At 68.0% G+C, this 16397-nt stretch carries 12 protein-coding genes; 6 read left to right on the forward strand and 6 right to left on the reverse strand.

The window, feature by feature from the left end:
- The first annotated feature begins 36 nt into the window (after positions 1-36).
- Positions 37-1368, forward strand: coding sequence for an HlyC/CorC family transporter (locus ACZ5CM_RS10220; protein ID WP_464638327.1), 1332 nt, complete (start codon positions 37-39; stop codon positions 1366-1368).
- 18 nt (positions 1369-1386) lie between these two features.
- The gene (locus ACZ5CM_RS10225; protein ID WP_464638330.1) at positions 1387-3018 is read left to right on the forward strand and encodes an MFS transporter; all 1632 of its coding nucleotides are present in this window, start codon (positions 1387-1389) and stop codon (positions 3016-3018) included.
- Positions 3019-3161: 143 nt separating this feature from the next.
- Here ACZ5CM_RS10225 and cueR read toward each other — a convergent pair whose 3' ends face one another.
- Positions 3162-3593 (reverse strand): Cu(I)-responsive transcriptional regulator, encoded by a 432-nt coding sequence (cueR, locus tag ACZ5CM_RS10230; RefSeq protein WP_464638332.1) that lies wholly within the window; start codon positions 3591-3593, stop codon positions 3162-3164.
- A gap of 16 nt (positions 3594-3609) precedes the next feature.
- Positions 3610-6123, reverse strand: a complete 2514-nt coding sequence (locus tag ACZ5CM_RS10235; protein ID WP_464642573.1) for a heavy metal translocating P-type ATPase — start codon at positions 6121-6123, stop codon at positions 3610-3612.
- A gap of 172 nt (positions 6124-6295) precedes the next feature.
- On the opposite strand from ACZ5CM_RS10235, the gene ACZ5CM_RS10240 reads away from it, so the two are divergent.
- The 4 genes from ACZ5CM_RS10240 (at position 6296) to ACZ5CM_RS10255 (ending at position 10802) form a co-directional block, all read left to right on the forward strand.
- The gene (locus ACZ5CM_RS10240; protein WP_464638335.1) at positions 6296-6496 is read left to right on the forward strand and encodes a heavy-metal-associated domain-containing protein; all 201 of its coding nucleotides are present in this window, start codon (positions 6296-6298) and stop codon (positions 6494-6496) included.
- Between the two features lie 166 nt (positions 6497-6662).
- Positions 6663-7316 carry an ABC transporter ATP-binding protein gene (locus ACZ5CM_RS10245; RefSeq protein ID WP_464638338.1) on the forward strand — a complete coding sequence of 218 codons (654 nt, stop codon included), beginning with the start codon at positions 6663-6665 and terminating at the stop codon, positions 7314-7316.
- 8 nt (positions 7317-7324) lie between these two features.
- Complete coding sequence (locus ACZ5CM_RS10250; protein ID WP_464642575.1) at positions 7325-9748, forward strand: ABC transporter permease; 2424 nt, start codon at positions 7325-7327, stop codon at positions 9746-9748.
- Entirely contained in the window at positions 9738-10802 is a 1065-nt protein-coding gene (locus ACZ5CM_RS10255; protein WP_464638341.1) for a lipocalin-like domain-containing protein, read from the forward strand. The genes ACZ5CM_RS10250 and ACZ5CM_RS10255 overlap by 11 nt, the downstream gene beginning before the upstream one ends.
- A gap of 39 nt (positions 10803-10841) precedes the next feature.
- Here ACZ5CM_RS10255 and ACZ5CM_RS10260 read toward each other — a convergent pair whose 3' ends face one another.
- From ACZ5CM_RS10260 to ACZ5CM_RS10275, 4 genes are all read right to left on the reverse strand, one after another.
- Positions 10842-12611 carry a PHA/PHB synthase family protein gene (locus ACZ5CM_RS10260; protein ID WP_464638344.1) on the reverse strand — a complete coding sequence of 590 codons (1770 nt, stop codon included), beginning with the start codon at positions 12609-12611 and terminating at the stop codon, positions 10842-10844.
- Positions 12612-12721: 110 nt separating this feature from the next.
- A complete protein-coding gene (locus ACZ5CM_RS10265) occupies positions 12722-13615 on the reverse strand; it encodes a fructose bisphosphate aldolase (RefSeq protein ID WP_464638345.1) in 894 nt (297 codons plus the stop codon).
- A 71-nt stretch (positions 13616-13686) separates the two neighbouring features.
- The gene (locus ACZ5CM_RS10270; protein ID WP_464638346.1) at positions 13687-15051 is read right to left on the reverse strand and encodes a cytochrome P450; all 1365 of its coding nucleotides are present in this window, start codon (positions 15049-15051) and stop codon (positions 13687-13689) included.
- Positions 15048-16313 (reverse strand): hypothetical protein, encoded by a 1266-nt coding sequence (locus ACZ5CM_RS10275; protein WP_464638347.1) that lies wholly within the window; start codon positions 16311-16313, stop codon positions 15048-15050. The genes ACZ5CM_RS10270 and ACZ5CM_RS10275 overlap by 4 nt, the downstream gene beginning before the upstream one ends.
- Between the last annotated feature and the right edge of the window lie 84 nt (positions 16314-16397).

The following is a 16397-nucleotide window of genomic DNA, read 5'->3' on the forward strand; positions in this document are numbered from 1 at the left end:
GCCCCATAACCCGACAGGAACAAAGGATGCCCGGAAATGGAAGCCTCTTCACCCGCTCTTGACCTCGCCTTCTGGATCAGCGCCGGGGTCATCCTCCTGATGCTGGTCCTGTCCGCCTTCTTCTCGGGTTCGGAAACCGCGCTGACGGCGGCCTCGCGCGGCAAGCTGCGCATCCAGGCCGACAAGGGATCGCGCGGAGCGGCGCGGGCGCTGCGGCTGACCGAGGACAGCGAAAGACTGATCGGTTCGGTGCTGCTGGGCAACAACCTGGTCAACATCCTGGCCGCATCGCTGGCCACGGCGCTGTTCACCCGGCTGTTCGGAGACAGCGGCGTGGCCATCGCGACGCTGGTCATGACGCTTCTGGTGCTGATCTTCGCGGAAGTCCTGCCCAAGACCTACGCCATCACCAATGCCGAAAGGGCCGCCGCGGTGGTCGCGCCGGTCATCTCGGTGGTGGTGGTCCTGTTTTCGCCGGTGGTTTCGGCGGTGCGGCTGCTGGTGCGCGGCGTGCTGCGCCTGTTCGGCGTGCGGGTCGATCCCGAAAGCCGGGTTCTGGCGGTACGCGAGGAAATCGCCGGAGCGCTTCAGCTGGGCCATTCCGAGGGCGTGGTGGAAAAGGAGGACCGCGACCGCATCCTGGGCGCGCTCGACCTGGGCGACCGCACGGTGGAAGAGATCATGCTCCACCGCTCGCAGATCGAGATGATCGATGCCGATGCCGACCCGCAGGACATCCTGCGCCAGTGCCTGGAAAGCCGCTTTACCCGCCTGCCCGTCTACCGGGGCGAGCCGGGCAACATCATCGGTGTGATCCACGCCAAGGATCTGCTGCGCGCCATGTACCGCGCCGTCACCGACGGCAAGGCCGGTGCCGAGGCGCTGGCGAAGTTCCGCATCACCGACGTGGCCAAGCCCCCCTATTTCATCCCCGAAACCACCATGCTCGACGACCAGATGCGGCAGTTCCTGCGGCGGCACACCCATTTCGCGCTGGTGGTGGACGAATACGGCGTGCTGCAGGGGCTGATCACGCTGGAAGACATCCTCGAAGAGATCGTGGGCGAGATCACCGACGAATTCGACAGCGCCACCGACAACCTGCTGTGCCGGACCGAGGACGGCCATTTCATCGTCGATGGCGCCATGACGATCCGCGACCTGAACCGCGCCACCGACTGGAACCTGCCCGACGAAGAGGCCAATACCGTGGCCGGGCTGGTCATTCACGAAGCCCAGACGATACCCACCACGGGACAGGTGTTTTCCTTCCACGGCTTCCGGTTCGAGGTGCTGGGGCGCGAAGGTAACCGGATCACCCGGCTGAAGATCAGGCCGCTGCAGGATCGCCGCCCGTCGGCAGGATAGAGCAGACCAGGACACCGCATGACCGCCGGCCGCGCCCGAAAGCTTTTCGACACTGTCATCGTGGATCTCGGCCGGCAATTCCGCTGGTCGTTCCTGCCGCCCCTGATGGTCTATTTCGCCGCCGGCGCCTCGGGGCTGACGGCGATCGTGGGCACCTTCTTCGTCAAGGAATATCTCGATGTCTCGCCCGCCTTCCTGGCCGGGCTGGCCTTCTGGGCGGGCCTGCCCTGGGCGCTGAAGATGCCGGTGGGGCACCTTGTGGACCTGATCTGGCGCTGGAAGGCGGGGCTGATCTTTCTTGGCGCCGGGCTGATCGCCGCCTCGTTCCTGATCATGCACGGGCTGGCACTGCGGCTGGAGTGGATGACCTCGATCATGCCGATGACCTGGTGGTACGTGCTTTCGGTGCTGATCTCGCCCTTCGGCTACGTGCTTCAGGACGCGGTGGCCGACGCCATGTCGGTCGAGGCGGTGCCGCGGACGGACGCGGGCGGCCAGCCGCTGCCGGCAGATGAGACGCGCGCCCTGCACACCACCATGCAGACGCTGGGCCGGTTCGCGGTCATCAGCGGCGCCAGCTTCGTCGCCGCCGCCAACATCTACCTGTTTTCCGGGATCGAGGCCCTGGCCCCGGCCGAAAAATCCGCGCTCTATGCCGGCATCTACCTGCTGGCACTGATCATCCCCATGATTTCGGTCTCGGGCACCGTGGTGGCGACGATCCAGAGACGCCGTGCCGTCCGGTCGCTGCTGGCCCGGGGCATCGACCGCGCCACTGCTCTGGCCCGCCTCGAACGCGGCGGCGAAGCGGTCAAGCCGAACTGGTGGTATTTCATCGGCGGCGCCGCCTTCGTGGCGCTGTCGCTGGCCGTCGGCATCGGAGAGGTCCCCGGCGCGCAGGAAATCGTCTTCGCCGGGTCGATGGCGGTGGTGCTGTTCCTCATGCGCCAGCTCGTCCGCGCCCTTCCGCCCGAAAAGGCACGCACCCTGATCGGCACGGCGATCATCGTCTTCGTCTTCCGCGCCGTCCCCCTGCCCGGCGCCGGCGCCACATGGTTCGAGATCGACGTGCTCGGCTTCGACCAGCAGTTCCTGTCCGTGCTCTACCTGCTCACCTCGGTGCTGACGCTGGTCGGCATGGTGGTGCTGCGGCCGATGATGGCGCGCAAGACCATCGTTGATATCGTCATCATCCTCAGCATCGCCGCAGGCCTGCTGTCGCTGCCCAATATCGGCCTCTACTACGGCATCCACGAATGGACAGCGGCCATGACCGGCGGCATCGTGGACGCCCGCTTCATCGCCGTGATCGACGCGGCAGTGGAATCGCCGCTGGGCCAGGTGGCCATGATCCCCATGCTGGCCTGGATCGCCCGCAATGCGCCCGAAAACCTCAAGGCCACCTTCTTCGCCGTCATGGCCTCGTTCACCAACCTGGCGCTGTCGGCGTCCAGCCTCGGCACCAAGTATCTCAACCGGATCTTCACCATCACCCGCGAAGTGACCGACCCCACCACCGGTGCCATCGTCACCCCGGCAGACTATTCGCAGCTCGGCATGCTGCTGATCACCACCGCCATCATCACCGTGGCCGCGCCGCTTCTGGCCATCGCCATCGTCCAGCGCACCCCGCTTCGCAGCACCGACTGAAACCCGCTCGCACCGGCCCGCGGCACGGGAACAATGCGGACTTCCTCTTGCCCAAAATACTCCCGCCGGAGGCATCGCGGCCGCGCCCCAGGGCGCGGCCGCAAGGATTTCGGTGTCGCGCCGTCAGGCGCGGCCGTCCGAACTCAGCCGTGGCAGGGCACCCCCGCCCCTTTCCGGGCTTCCTCCTCGGCCTCGGCCGCCAGATCGGACAGGATCGGGCAGTCGGGCCTGTGATCGCCGGCGCATTTCTCGACCAGATGGGTGAGCGTCCGGTGCATCTGCCGCAGCTCCTCCATCTTCTTCTCGATCCGCTCGATATGCTCCTGGGCGATCCGCTTCACATCGGCACTGGCCCGCTGCCGGTCCTCATAGAGCGCCAGAAGCGACCGGCAATCCTCCAGCGAAAAGCCCAGCGACCGCGCCCGCCCCAGAAAGGCCAGCTTGTGCAGGTCGCGCTCGCGGAACTGGCGATAGCCGTTCAGCCCGCGCATGGGCTCGACCAGCCCGATCTCCTCGTAATAGCGGATCGTCTTGGCCGGCAGGCCCGACAGGCGCGATACATCTCCGATGTTCATGATCCCGTCTCCTTCATCATTCCGCCGGAGCCGGGCGCAGCTCGGCCACGCCGGCCTCGGTCGGTTTCCCGGTTTCCGCCACGGCCGGCTTGACCCAGCGCAGGCGCAGCGCGTTGCTCAGCACGAAGAAGCTGGACATCGCCATGGCGAAGGCCGCCAGCATCGGCGAAAGCAGGATCCCCCAGATCGGGTAGAGCACACCCGCTGCCACCGGGATGAGAACGGTGTTGTAGCCGAAGGCCCAGAACAGGTTCTGGCGGATGTTGCGCATGGTCTTCTGGCTGATGTCGAAGGCATTCACCACGCCGCGCAGGTCGCCCGACATCAGCACCACATCGGCGCTTTCGATGGCGATGTCGGTGCCGGTGCCGATGGCGATGCCCACATCGGCCTCGGCCAGCGCCGGGGCGTCATTGATGCCGTCGCCGACGAAGGCCAGCTTCTCGCCGCCCTCGCGCAGCTTGTGCAGCGCCTCGACCTTGCCCTCGGGCAGCACCTCGGCCACCACGTGGTCGATGCCCAGCTCGCGGGCGATGGCCTGCGCCGTGCCGCGGTTGTCGCCGGTGATCATGGCCACCTTCTTGCCCAGCGCGTGCAGCGCCGCGATCACCTCGGGCGTGCTTTCCTTGATCGGGTCGGCCACCGCGATCACCGCCGCCGGCTTGCCGTCGATGGCGGCATAAAGCGGCGTCCTGCCCTTGCGGCCCAGCGCCTGGCCCACCTCGGCCAGATCGCCCAGCTCGATCCCCTCGCGGGTCATCAGCCGGTCGGCGCCGATCAGCACCTTGCGCCCGTCCACGGTGGCCTGCACGCCGAAACCGGTGATCGAGTCGAAATCCTCGGCCCCGGCCAGATCCAGCCCGCGGGCCTTGGCCGCACGCACGATGGCCTCGGCAATCGGGTGCTCCGAGGTCGCCTCGACCGAGGCCACCAACCGCAGCACCTCGGCCTCGTCCATCCCCCCGGCCACCGTCAGGTCGGTCAGTTCGGGACGCCCTTCGGTCAGCGTGCCGGTCTTGTCCAGCGCGACGATCTTCGCCTCCTGCAGCGACTGAAGCGCGTCACCCTTGCGGAACAGCACCCCCATCTCGGCGGCGCGCCCGGTGCCGACCATGATCGAGGTCGGCGTGGCAAGCCCCATGGCGCAGGGACAGGCGATGATCAGCACCGAAACCCCGGCCACCAGCGAGAAGGTCAGCGCCGGATCCGGCCCGAAGAAGAACCATACCAGAACCGTCAGCGCGGCCACCGACATCACCACCGGCACGAAGACCAGGGTGATCTTGTCCACCAGCGCCTGGATCGGCAGCTTGGCGCCCTGGGCCTGTTCGACCATCTTGATGATCTGCGCCAGCATCGTGTCGGCGCCCACCTTGGTGGCGCGGAAAGTGAGGATGCCGGTGCCGTTGACGGTGCCGCCCACGACCACTTCGCCTTCCTTCTTCTCGACCGGAACCGGTTCGCCGGTGATCATGCTTTCATCCACATAGGAGGATCCGCTGATCACCTCGCCATCCACGGCGATCTTCTCGCCCGGGCGCACATGGATGATGTCGCCCACCACGATTTCCTCGATCGGCACCTCGACCACCTCGCCGTCGCGTTCGACCCGGGCGGTCTTGGCCTGCAGGCCCATCAGCTTGCGGATCGCCTCGCCGGTGCGGCCCTTGGCCCGCAATTCGAGAAACCGGCCCAGAAGGATCAGGGTGACGATCACCGCCGCGGCCTCGAAATAGATGTTCTGCGCCTCGGCCGGCAGCAGCGAAGGCGTGAAGGTCACGATGGTGGAATAGATCCACGCGGCGGCAGTGCCCAGCGCCACCAGCGAGTTCATGTCCGGCGCGCCCTTGAACAGCGCCGGAAAACCCTTGGCGTAAAAGCGCAGCCCCGGCCCGAACAGCACGATGGTGGTCAGGACGAACTGGATGTAGCGGTCCATCTGGACGCCCAGGACATTTTCCTTGAAATCGGCGATGAAGCCGAAGATGTAGCTGCCCATCTCCAGCGTCAGCACCGGCGCGGTGAGAATCGCGGCTATCACCGTCAGGCGCAGCAGCTTGCGCGCCTCGGCCGCCTTGCGTTCGCCCATGTCCTGGCTGTCCTCGGCTTCCCTGATCTTGGCCGGGTAGCCCAGATCGTTCGACGCCTTGATCAGGTCGGCGATCTGAACCTGACCTTCCAGGTAGGTCACGGTTGCCGTTTCCGCGGCCAGGTTCACGCTCACGTCCAGGACGCCGGGCACCGCGGCCAGCGCCCTGTCCACCCGCCCCACGCAGGAGGCGCAGGTCATGCCCTCGATCGACAGCGTCACGGTCTTTTGCCGCGCGGGATAGCCGGCCTCGTCCACCGCAGCGACCAGCGTGGCGATATCCGCCGGCCCGTCGAACCGCACCGTGGCCGTCTCGGAGGCGAGGTTGACATTGGCCTCTTCCACGCCCGGAACGGCCTTCAGCGCGCGTTCGACCCGACCCACGCAGGAGGCGCAGGACATCCCTTCGACCGACAGTTTCACTTCGTGCAAATTGCCCATCCGACTCGGTCCTTTCATGTTTCCTGCACCCCACATAAAGGTTCCTCTAACTGGAAGGTCAATAGCCTTGAGCGAGACATGCCCGTTTCCGAATTCATTTCTTGACCTTCCAGCGCTGGAAGGGTTCAGACCCGCGGCGAAGGCACCCTTCATACATTACAGGAGACATGAGATGGCAAAATTTTCCGTCCCGGAAATGAGCTGCGGCCACTGCACCTCGGCGATCGAAAAGCAGATCAAGGCGGCCGATGCCGCGGCCAGCGTGAACTGCAATCTGGACGACCGCACGGTGACCGTGGAAAGCAGCGCGCTGGACAACGCGGCGCTTCTGGCGGCGATCAAGGAAGCCGGCTACGAGGCGACCGCGCTGTGATAACGGCGCCGGGCCGGGAATTTCCGGCCCGGCACCTCCTGCCGACGGGCGGCAGGCAAAACCGGCATGACAAGACCAGCACGACAAAACCGGCTCGGAGGCTGGACAGTTGCGCCCCAAGGGCCAATTGATTGCAGGACAACCGACGCAGACGGTGCCGCATCCCGTGCTTCTGACCATCGACAACGTCACCAAGTCCTGGCCCGGCGAAACCGCCGTGCCCGTGCTGCGCGGGGCCTCGCTGGCGCTGGCGGCGGGCGAGACACTGGCCCTGACCGGCGAAAGCGGCAGCGGCAAGAGCACGCTTCTGCACCTGGTTGCCGCGCTTGATGTTTTCGATTCGGGGGAAATCACCATCGACGGCACCGCCCTTTCGGGGCTGGACGAGGCCACTCGCGCGGCGTTGCGGCGCGAGCGGGTGGCGCTGGTGTTTCAGCAGTTCAACCTGATCCCCACACTCACGGTCGGGCAGAATCTGGCCTTTCATGCCCGGCTGGCCGGGCGGGTCGATCGGGACTGGATCGCCCGCCTGACCGGGCGGCTGGGGCTTGAGGCACTGCTGCGGCGCTATCCCGAACAGCTTTCGGGCGGTCAGCAGCAGCGGGTGGCGATCGGCCGGGCGCTGGCCATGCGCCCGGCGCTGCTGCTGGCGGACGAACCCACCGGCAATCTCGACGAAGACAGCAGCGACGCGGTTCTCGACCTGATGCTCGAGCTGGTGGCCGAGACCGGCGCCGCGCTGCTGCTGGTCACCCATTCGCCGCGCATCGCCGCGCGGCTGGGGCGGCGGGTGCATCTGGCGGGCGGAAAGATAGGATGACGGGCGCGATGACGGGGGCGGCGGCGCTGGCGATTCTGAGCCACTGGCGGCGCCATCCGCTGCAGCTGTTCACGCTGCTGGCCGGGCTGGCGCTGGCCACGGGGCTGTGGTCGGCGGTGCAGGCCATCAACGGGGAAGCCCGCGCCGCCTATGCCCGCGCCGCCGAGCAGCTGGGGGCGGCGGGCTACGACCGGCTGGAATCGCGCTCCGGCGCATTCATGGGCGTGACCGCCTATGTGGCGCTGCGCCGCGCCGGCTGGCAGGTCACGCCGGTGCTCGAGGGGCGGATGCGGCTGGGGCCGGACCGGGTGACGATCATCGGCATCGATCCGCTGACCCACCCTTCGCTGCCGGCGCTGGACGAGGCCGGCGGGCGCGTGCAACCGGGCGAACTGCTCGGCCCCCGCGGGCTGCTTCTGGCCGATGCGCAGACGGCGGCGCGGATCCGGGCGCGCCCCGACCTGCCGCCGGTGGCCGAGATCGAACAGATCCCCCCCGGCACCGTCATCACCGATATCGGCCTGGCCGAGCGGCTTCTGGGCCTGCCCGGCCGGGTCAGCCGGCTGCTGATCCTGCCCGATCAGCCGCAGGGCATCCCGCCCCTGGCCGAAATCGCACCCGCCCTGGAACGGATCGACGCTGCCGCGCGCTCGGACATGGCGCGACTGACCGACAGTTTCCAGCTCAACCTCACCGCCTTCGGCCTGCTGTCCTTCGCGGTGGGGCTGTTCATCGTGCATGGCACCATCGGCCTTGCCTTCGAGCAGCGCCGCCCCGTCTTTCGCACCCTGCGCGCGCTGGGCCTGCCCGCGCGGCGGCTGGCGGTGCTGGCCCTGGCCGAGATGGTTCTGTTCGCAACGCTGGCGGGCGGCGCCGGGCTGGTGCTGGGCTATCTGATCGCCGCCGCGCTGCTGCCGGGCGTGGCGGCCACGCTGGGCGGGATCTACGGCGTGCCCACACCCGGCAGCCTGACCCTGCGGCCGGAATGGATCGCCGGTGGCATGGGCATGAGCCTGGCCGGAGCGCTTCTGGCCGGGGCGCAGGTGCTGTGGCGGCTGCGGCGGCTGCCGATCCTTGCCGCGCCGGGGCAACATGCCTGGGGTCTGGCCGCAGCAAGAACCGACCTGACTCTGGGCGCCGGAGGGCTGGCGCTGATCGCCGCGGGGGGGCTGGCAATGGTGCTGCTTGACGGGCTCATCGCCGGCTTTGCGCTGCTGGCCGGGCTGATGCTGGGGGCGGCGCTGCTGCTGCCACCGCTCTTGGGGCTGATCCTGCGCATCCCCCTGCCGCGAAGGGCCGGCGCGCCGGACGACCCCCTGGCCGAGTGGTTCCGCGCCGACATGCGCGCGCAGCTGCCGGGGCTGTCGCTGGCGCTGATGGCGCTGCTGCTGGCGCTGGCCGCCAATATCGGCGTCGGCACCATGGTGGCCAGCTTCCGCCTGACCTTCACCGGCTGGCTCGATCAGCGACTGGTGTCGGAACTCTATGTTACCGCGCGCGACGACGCCCAGGGCGGGCAGATCGCCGACTGGCTGCGCCCCCGCGTCGATGCGGTGCTGCCGATCCGGTCGGTCGAGCTGCGCGCGGCGGGCCAGCCGGTCTTCGTTCACGGCATCATCGATCATCCCGTCTATCGCGACAACTGGCCGCTGCTGGATGCGGCGCCCGGCGCATGGGAGCGGCTGGCCCGGGGCGAAGGCGTGCTGATCAACGAACAGCTGGCCCGCCGCAGCGGGAAATGGACCGGCGCGCAGCTTGCCCTCGGCCCCGGATGGGAGCGCGTCATCCTCGGCGTCTATGCCGATTACGGCAATCCCACCGGCCAGGCGATGGTGTCGATGGAGGATCTGCTGGCGCATGCGCGCAACGTCCCCAACCGGCGCTTCGGCATCCGTGTTGCGCCCGGGCGGGTGCCGGAGCTGGCCCGCGCCTTGCGCGCCACCTTCGACCTTCCTGCGGGCGCGCTGATCGACCAGGCGGCGCTCAAGGCGCGATCGCTGGAGATCTTCGAGAGGACCTTCGTCATCACCGGCGCGCTCAACATCCTGACGCTGGGCGTGGCGGGATTCGCCATCCTGACCAGCCTGCTGGCACTGTGGAGCATGCGCCTGCCGCAGCTGGCGCCGCTCTGGGCGCTGGGGATCACGCGGGCGCGGCTGATGCGGCTGGAGATCCTGCGCAGCGTGGCGCTGGCCGGGCTGACCGCGGTGCTGGCGCTGCCGCTGGGGCTGGTGCTGGCCCGGGTGCTGCTGACGGTCATCAACGTCGAGGCCTTCGGCTGGCGCCTGCCGATGCATCTGTTCCCGCTGGACTGGCTGCGCCTGCTGGCTCTGGCGCTGGGGACGGCGGCGGTGGCCGCCGCAATCCCGGCGCGACGCCTGATCGGACTGCCGCCCTCGGAGCTGCTGAAGGTGTTTGCCAATGAACGCTAGAATGCTTTGCGCGCTGATGATCGCGGTGCTGGCGCTGGCCGTGCAGGCGCCGGCCCGGGCGCAGGGATTTGCCGGGCTGGGCACGGATGCCGAAGGCTTTGCCCCGGTGCGCCCCGGCGTGGCGCTGAGCTTTCCCTCCGATCACGGGCCGCACCCGGATTTCCGCATCGAATGGTGGTATCTGACCGCCAATCTCACCGCCGCCGACGGCACCGAATACGGCATCCAGTGGACCCTGTTCCGCACCGCCCTGCGCCCCGGCGAGGCCGAGGGCTGGCGCAGCCCGCAGCTGTGGATGGGAAACGCCGCCGTCACCTCGGCCCGCGCCCACCGTTTTGCCGAACGCCGCGCCCGCGGCGGCATCGGGCAGGCGGGGGTGACGCTGTCCCCCTTCACAGCCTGGATCGACGACTGGCGGATGGAAGGCCCCGACGATCTCTCGCGCCTGCGCCTGCGGGCCTCGGGGGGCGACTTTTCCTATGACTTGACCCTGCAGGCGCGCGGGCCGCTGGTGCTGCACGGGCGCCAGGGCTATTCGGTGAAATCCGCCGAAGGTCAGGCCAGCTACTACTATTCGCAACCCGAATACGATGTTTCCGGCACGCTCGTCCTGCCGGAAGGGCGGGTGGAGGTCACCGGCAAGGGCTGGCTCGACCGGGAATGGTCGTCGCAACCCCTGGCCGGGGACCAGGCCGGGTGGGACTGGTTCGGGCTGCGCCTAGATACCGGAGAGAAGCTGATGGCCTTTCGCCTGCGCGGGGCGAGCGGCGATTTCACCGCCGCCACATGGATCGAGGCGGATGGCTCCGCCACCGCCCTGGCCGCCGATGCCTTCGAGGCCGAGCCGCTGGAAACCGCCCGCGTGGCCGGGCGCGAGGTGCCGGTGCGCTGGCGCATCCGGCTGCCCGGGCGCAGCCTGGATATCGAAGCGACCGCGCTCAACCCGCAAAGCTGGATGGGCACATCCTTTCCCTACTGGGAAGGCCCGGTCCGGATCAGCGGCAGCCATGCAGGGCGGGGCTATCTGGAAATGACCGGCTACGAGGCGCGCTGACGCGGCGGGCGGAAAGGGTCCGCTCATGCGCGGCAGACGTCAATCCATGAAAACATAGGTGCCCGGCGCATCGCACAGCGCCTCGCCCATTTCCGGCGGCGCCACCTTGCCCGAGCTGTGCCCGGCAAGCCACCGGTCCCATTCCGGCCACCACGACCCTCCGTGGCAGGACGCCGCCTTTTCCCATTCGTCCGGGGAAAGGTGGTTTTCGCCATGCCGGTGAACCAGAAACCGGTAGTGCCGGCGCGGGTGGCCCGGTTCGCTCACCACCCCGGCATTGTGCCCGCCATTGGTCAGCACGAAGGCGGTGTCGCCATCGCTGAGCTGCGAGATCTTGTAGACCGACCGCCACGGCGCCACGTGGTCGGTTTCGGTCCCCACGGCGAAGATCGGCCCCCGGATGTCGCTGAGAAAGACCGGGCGCCCGCCCACCTCGTACTTGCCCGAGGCCAGTTCGTTGCGCAGGAACAGCTTGCGCAGATATTCCGAATGCATCCGGTAGGGCATCCGCGTGCTGTCGGCATTCCATGTCATCAGGTCGTTCGGCTCGGGCCGTTCGCCCATCAGGTACTGCCGCTGCATCCGCGACCAGATCAGGTCGTTCGAACGCAGGATCTGGAACGCGCCCGACATCTGCCGGGCATCCAGATAGCCCTGCCGCCACATCATGTCCTCGATCAGCGCGACCTGGCTTTCGTCCATGAACAGCATCAGCTCGCCCGCCTCGGTGAAATCGGTCTGACCGGCCAGAAGCGTCAGGCAGGCCAGCCGCTCCTGCCCGTCGCGGGCCAGCGCCGCCGCCGCGATCGCCGACAGCGTTCCGCCCAGGCAATAGCCGGTCAGGTGAACCTTCGCCGGTCCGACGATGCGGGCGATCTCGTCCAGGGCCGCCAGAGGGCCGAGGCGCAGGTAGTCCTCCATTCCCAGGTCGCGATCCCCGGCATCCGGGTTGCGCCACGAGATCATGAAGACCGTGTAGCCGCGTTCGACCAGCCAGCGCACCATCGAGTTTTCCGGGCGCAGGTCGAGAATGTAGTATTTCATGATCCATGCAGGCACGATCAGCACCGGTTCGCGATGCACCTTCTTCGTGGTTGGCAGGTACTGGATCAGCTCGATCAGATGGTTGCGATAGACCACCCTGCCCGGTGTCACCGCAAGGTTCCTGCCCACCTCGTAGCAGGATTCGGGCGCCTTCGGCGCATCAGCGGCAAGTGCCGCCAGATCCTCGGCCCAGTTGCGCAGGCCGCGCAGCAGGTTGGCGCCCGCCTCGGCCCTTGTCCGTTCGAGCACCTCGGGATTCGTCGGCAGGAAATTCGCCGGGCTTGCCGCGTCCAGCATCTGCCGCGCCATGAACCGCACCGCGCGTTCGTTGGCGCGGCTTACGCCCCGCACCTCGGTCGTGGCGCTGTCCCACCAGTCCTGCGCAAGAAGAAAGGACTGCTTCCACAGATCGAAAGGCATGTGCGACCAGCCGTCATGACGGAACCGGCGGTCGGTCGGGTCCGGTTCGGCAACCGGCTCGGTCGGTTGCCCCAGCATCCGCGCCGCGACATGGCGGGCCAGCCGCGTACCGTCGGCCACCGCCTTGTTGGCAAGCTCGAGCTGCTTGCCCTGCGCGGCGGCAAAATGCACGCCCCAGTCGAGCCACGCCCCCGCCACCGCGGCCGGGGATATGCCCGAGGTGAGCCGCGCCAGCCGCGACCGGTTGTCCCTGTCCACAAGGGTTGCCAGCTGATGGAGACTGTCACTGTCGCGTCGCCGCTCGACGGGCAGCGACACGACCGGTTCGGAAATCCTGTCCGCCATTCGATGCACCCCGGCTGAATCCATGCGAGTCCAACCCCGATATAGGGCAGGCATGGCGCGGTGCCATGATGTCGGTCAAACCTGGTGGCGAAAGGCAACACACGCGCCGATCAGCCGCAAAGAGAGGCCTCGCAGATCATGTTGATATTGCGCCCCAGCGCGGCGTTGAATTCCGCGTCGCTCATCTGCTTCTTCAGCCCCTCGGTCAGCGCCCGCGAGAAGCTGGCGATCATGTCCCGGTTCTGCGCCAGAAGGCGACATGCCTCTTCGGTGGAATAGCCCCCCGAAAGCGCCACGACACGCAGAACCCGCGGATGGGCGGCCACATCCGCATAGAGATTGGCCTCGGAAGGCAGGGTCAGCTTGAGCATCACTTCCGCGCCTTCGGCCAGGCGGTCGAGCTGGCGCAGGATTTCGGCGTTCAGCAGCGCCTCGGCCTCGGCTTTGGAGGCAGAGTGGATGTTCACCTCGGGCTCCACGATCGGGACCAGGCCGGCGGCGATCACTTCGCGCGCAAGGTCGAACTGCTGCTCGACCACGGCGCGGATGCCGTCGCGGTCGGCCTCGTGGATGACCGAGCGTTCCTTGGTCCCGAAAATGCCCTGTTCGGCAGCCGCGCCCAGCGTGGCAGAAAGATCGGGGATGGGGTTCATCAACTGCACGGCGCCCGACCGCTCGGCCAGCCCCTTGTCGATCTTGAGGAACGGCACCACGCCGCGTTCGTTCCAGATGTAGTCAGGCACCTTCCGGCCATTTATGCTTTCGCCAAGGGTCCGTTCGAACAGGATGGCGCCGACGATCTTGTCGCTGTTGAAATCGGGGGCCTGCATGATCCGGGCACGCATCTTCTGGATTTCGGCGAACATCGCCTCTTCGCCGTCATAGTCGGACGCCTCCACCCCGTAGAGCGCCAGGGCCCTGGGCGTGGAGCCGCCGCTTTGATCGAGCGCGGCGATGAACCCCCTGCCGCCGGCAATGCGATCGCGCTTTTCCGAATTGGTCATGCTGAAATTCCCGTGCTGCCGAGTCACTGTCGGACCCTGATTAGAGCAAGGGCGGAGGTGATGGTAGATTGTTAGCGCCGGACAATCCGCAGCCAGATGCCGTCGCGGGAGCGCACCGTCAGATGCGCCACCGGCACCGGATCGCGGCCGGGAATCCTTTCGACCCGGAACGCGCGCAGCAGCACCGACAGGATCAGCGGCCCCTCGACCATGGCAAAACCCGCCCCCGTGCAGACCCGCGGCCCGGCGGAAAAGGGGATGAAGGCTTCGCGCTGACACTGCCGACCGTTTTCGGTCTGCCAGCGGCCGGGGTCGAAACCGTCGGGATTGTCCCACAGCCGCTCATGCCGGTGCAGGTGCCATGGGCTGATCACCAGCTGCGCCCCTTTCGGCACATTGCGGCCGCGGAAACATTCGGTGCGAGAGGCCGAACGCACCATCATCGGCACCGGTGGGTAGAGGCGCAGCGCCTCGCGGAACACGTCGCGGCTGATCCGCAGCTGCGACATGACCGAAAAATCCGCCCCCTTCCCCGGCGGGGCGGCTGCGGCCTCCTGCGCGACCCTTTCCTGCCAGTCGGGAAACAGCGCCATCAGGTAAAGCGTCCACGCCAGGGCCGAGGCGCTGGTTTCGTGCCCGGCAAGAAAGAAGATCGCCACCTGGTCCACCATCTCGGCGGTGGAAAAGCGCTCCCCGGTCAGCGGATCGGCGGTGGTCATGATCTTGGTGGCCAGGTCGTCCGGGGCGGTGCCGGCGTCGATCTCGGCCATGCGACGGGCGGTCAGATCCGCGATCAGGGCGCGGATGGCCGCGGCGGTGGCGCGGGTGCGCCGGGAATGAAGGCGCGGCATCCAGCGCGGCAGGGGCAGGAAGGCGGCAAGGTTCAGCAGGGGTTGTTCGCGCTGATAGGCGCGAAACAGCGAAAACACGCGCGAGGCGGTCTCATCCTCGATGGGAATGGAAAACAGGGTGCGGAAGATCACGTCCGCCGCCGCGTGGCTGGTGATTTCCTCGAATTCCACCGCCTCTCCCGCCGCCGCCGGGGCCTCCAGCCGCGCCACCGCCGCCCGCGCCGCGGCCAGCATGGAGGGGAAGGTATCCTTCAGCCGGCCTCCTTCGAAGGCGGGGTCGATGATGCGCCGCTGCCGCTTCCATGTTTCGCCATTGGTCAGAAAGACCGAATCGCCCAGGAGCGGCCGCAGCCCCTCGCGCACCCGGGCGGATTTGGGGAAGTCGTCGGGCCTGTCCTTCAGCACCAGATCGACAAGCGAGGGCTGGTTGAGCAGGAATGACCGGAAGAAGGGCGTGCGGAACTCGGCCATCCAGGCGCGATAAAGCCGGGCCGGCTGGGCCGAGAGGATATCCTGCCGGAACAGCCGCCCGTAGCGCCACAGCGACACCTTGTCCGGCCTGGCCTGCGGCTTGGGCGGGATCATGCGGGCACCACGGATCTGTGCGGGGACAGGGGCTGCTCGATCCGCGATTTCGACGGCGCGCGCCCGGCATAGCGGGTGGCCAGCGTGCGCGGCCCGGCGGTCACGCGGAAATAGTCGTAGTCTCCGGGCCGGTCGAAGGCGCACAGATACTGGAAATGCAGACGGAAGAAGCGCCAGCGCAGCGCCTTCCAGCGCTCGGGCGAAAGGGTCTGGGTGAAGGCGGCCGAGATCACCAGCGGCCAGCGCTTGTCCGGCAGCGCGACGCCGCTGACCGCGACCGGGTCGCACAGCGCGAAGGCGCAGCCGTCGCCCGGCGCGGTCACGTCCAGCCAGGTCAGCTCGTCCCGGGCCGAGAGATAGCGCAGATCGGCTCGCAGCCGCCGCGCCTCGGGCAGGAAGGAGACCATCGGCACCACCTGTCCCAGCGTGAGAAAGCCCAGCGCCGGGCCGTCTTCCGGCACCCGCCCCGCGCGGATGAGGTCGGCCAGTACCGAAACGCCCAGATGCGCGCCCGAGGAATGGCCGACGACGAGAACCTCATCGAGGCCGGGCTCGGCCAGCGCCGCGGCGATGCGGGCGGCGAAATCGGCCATGCGCTCTTCGAGCTCGGGCGGGTTGGCCCCGCGCCAGCGCGCCGAATAGGCATAGTCATGCATCAGGTAATAGGCATACAGCCTGTTGTCCCATGACCGGAATTTCCGCAGGATCGCGACCGCCACGCCCGCCCCGATGACAAGGCCCGCCGCCGCCCCCGCCGCGGGGGGCATCGCCACCGGCAGCTGCCGCGCCCCCCACGCCGCCAGCGCCCCCGCCCCCCAGCCGGCCAGCAAGGCCAGGAGCAGTTGCAGGACCAGCATGCCCACCGGGTAGAGCGCGGCGATCACCGGCCCCTTGCGCAGCTGCATCAGCCGCCACAGCGCCCCGGTGGCAGCATAGATCCAGGCCGTGCGCGCCAGTTGCAGATAGGTGGCGGGGATGGAATTCGACATGCTGTCGCGCACGATGTCGGACCAGACAAGGACCTCGAAATCCGCCTCGCAGGGCGCGCCTTCGATCCGGGCGGAGACATGCCAGCCGTAAGGGCCGCCGCCCCGTTTGGGGCTGAGTGCGATCTCGTGGCCCGAAATGGCCGCCTGCCGGGCGGCTTCCTTCCGGTAGAGTTCGCGATAGCGCCGGGGGTGAATGGGATCATAGCCGGGGATGTAGAACACCCGGCGGCGGCGCACCTGCGCGCCCTTGCGCCCTGTCGCTTTGCTGTCCATGGCCCGCTCTTTGCCTCGGGCCCATCCTAGCCCGGTTTTGCGGCAGGATTAAGGCCCTGCCGGATCCGGCAGGCAAGCCGGGAA

The organism is Piezobacter thermophilus, assembly GCF_055386745.1.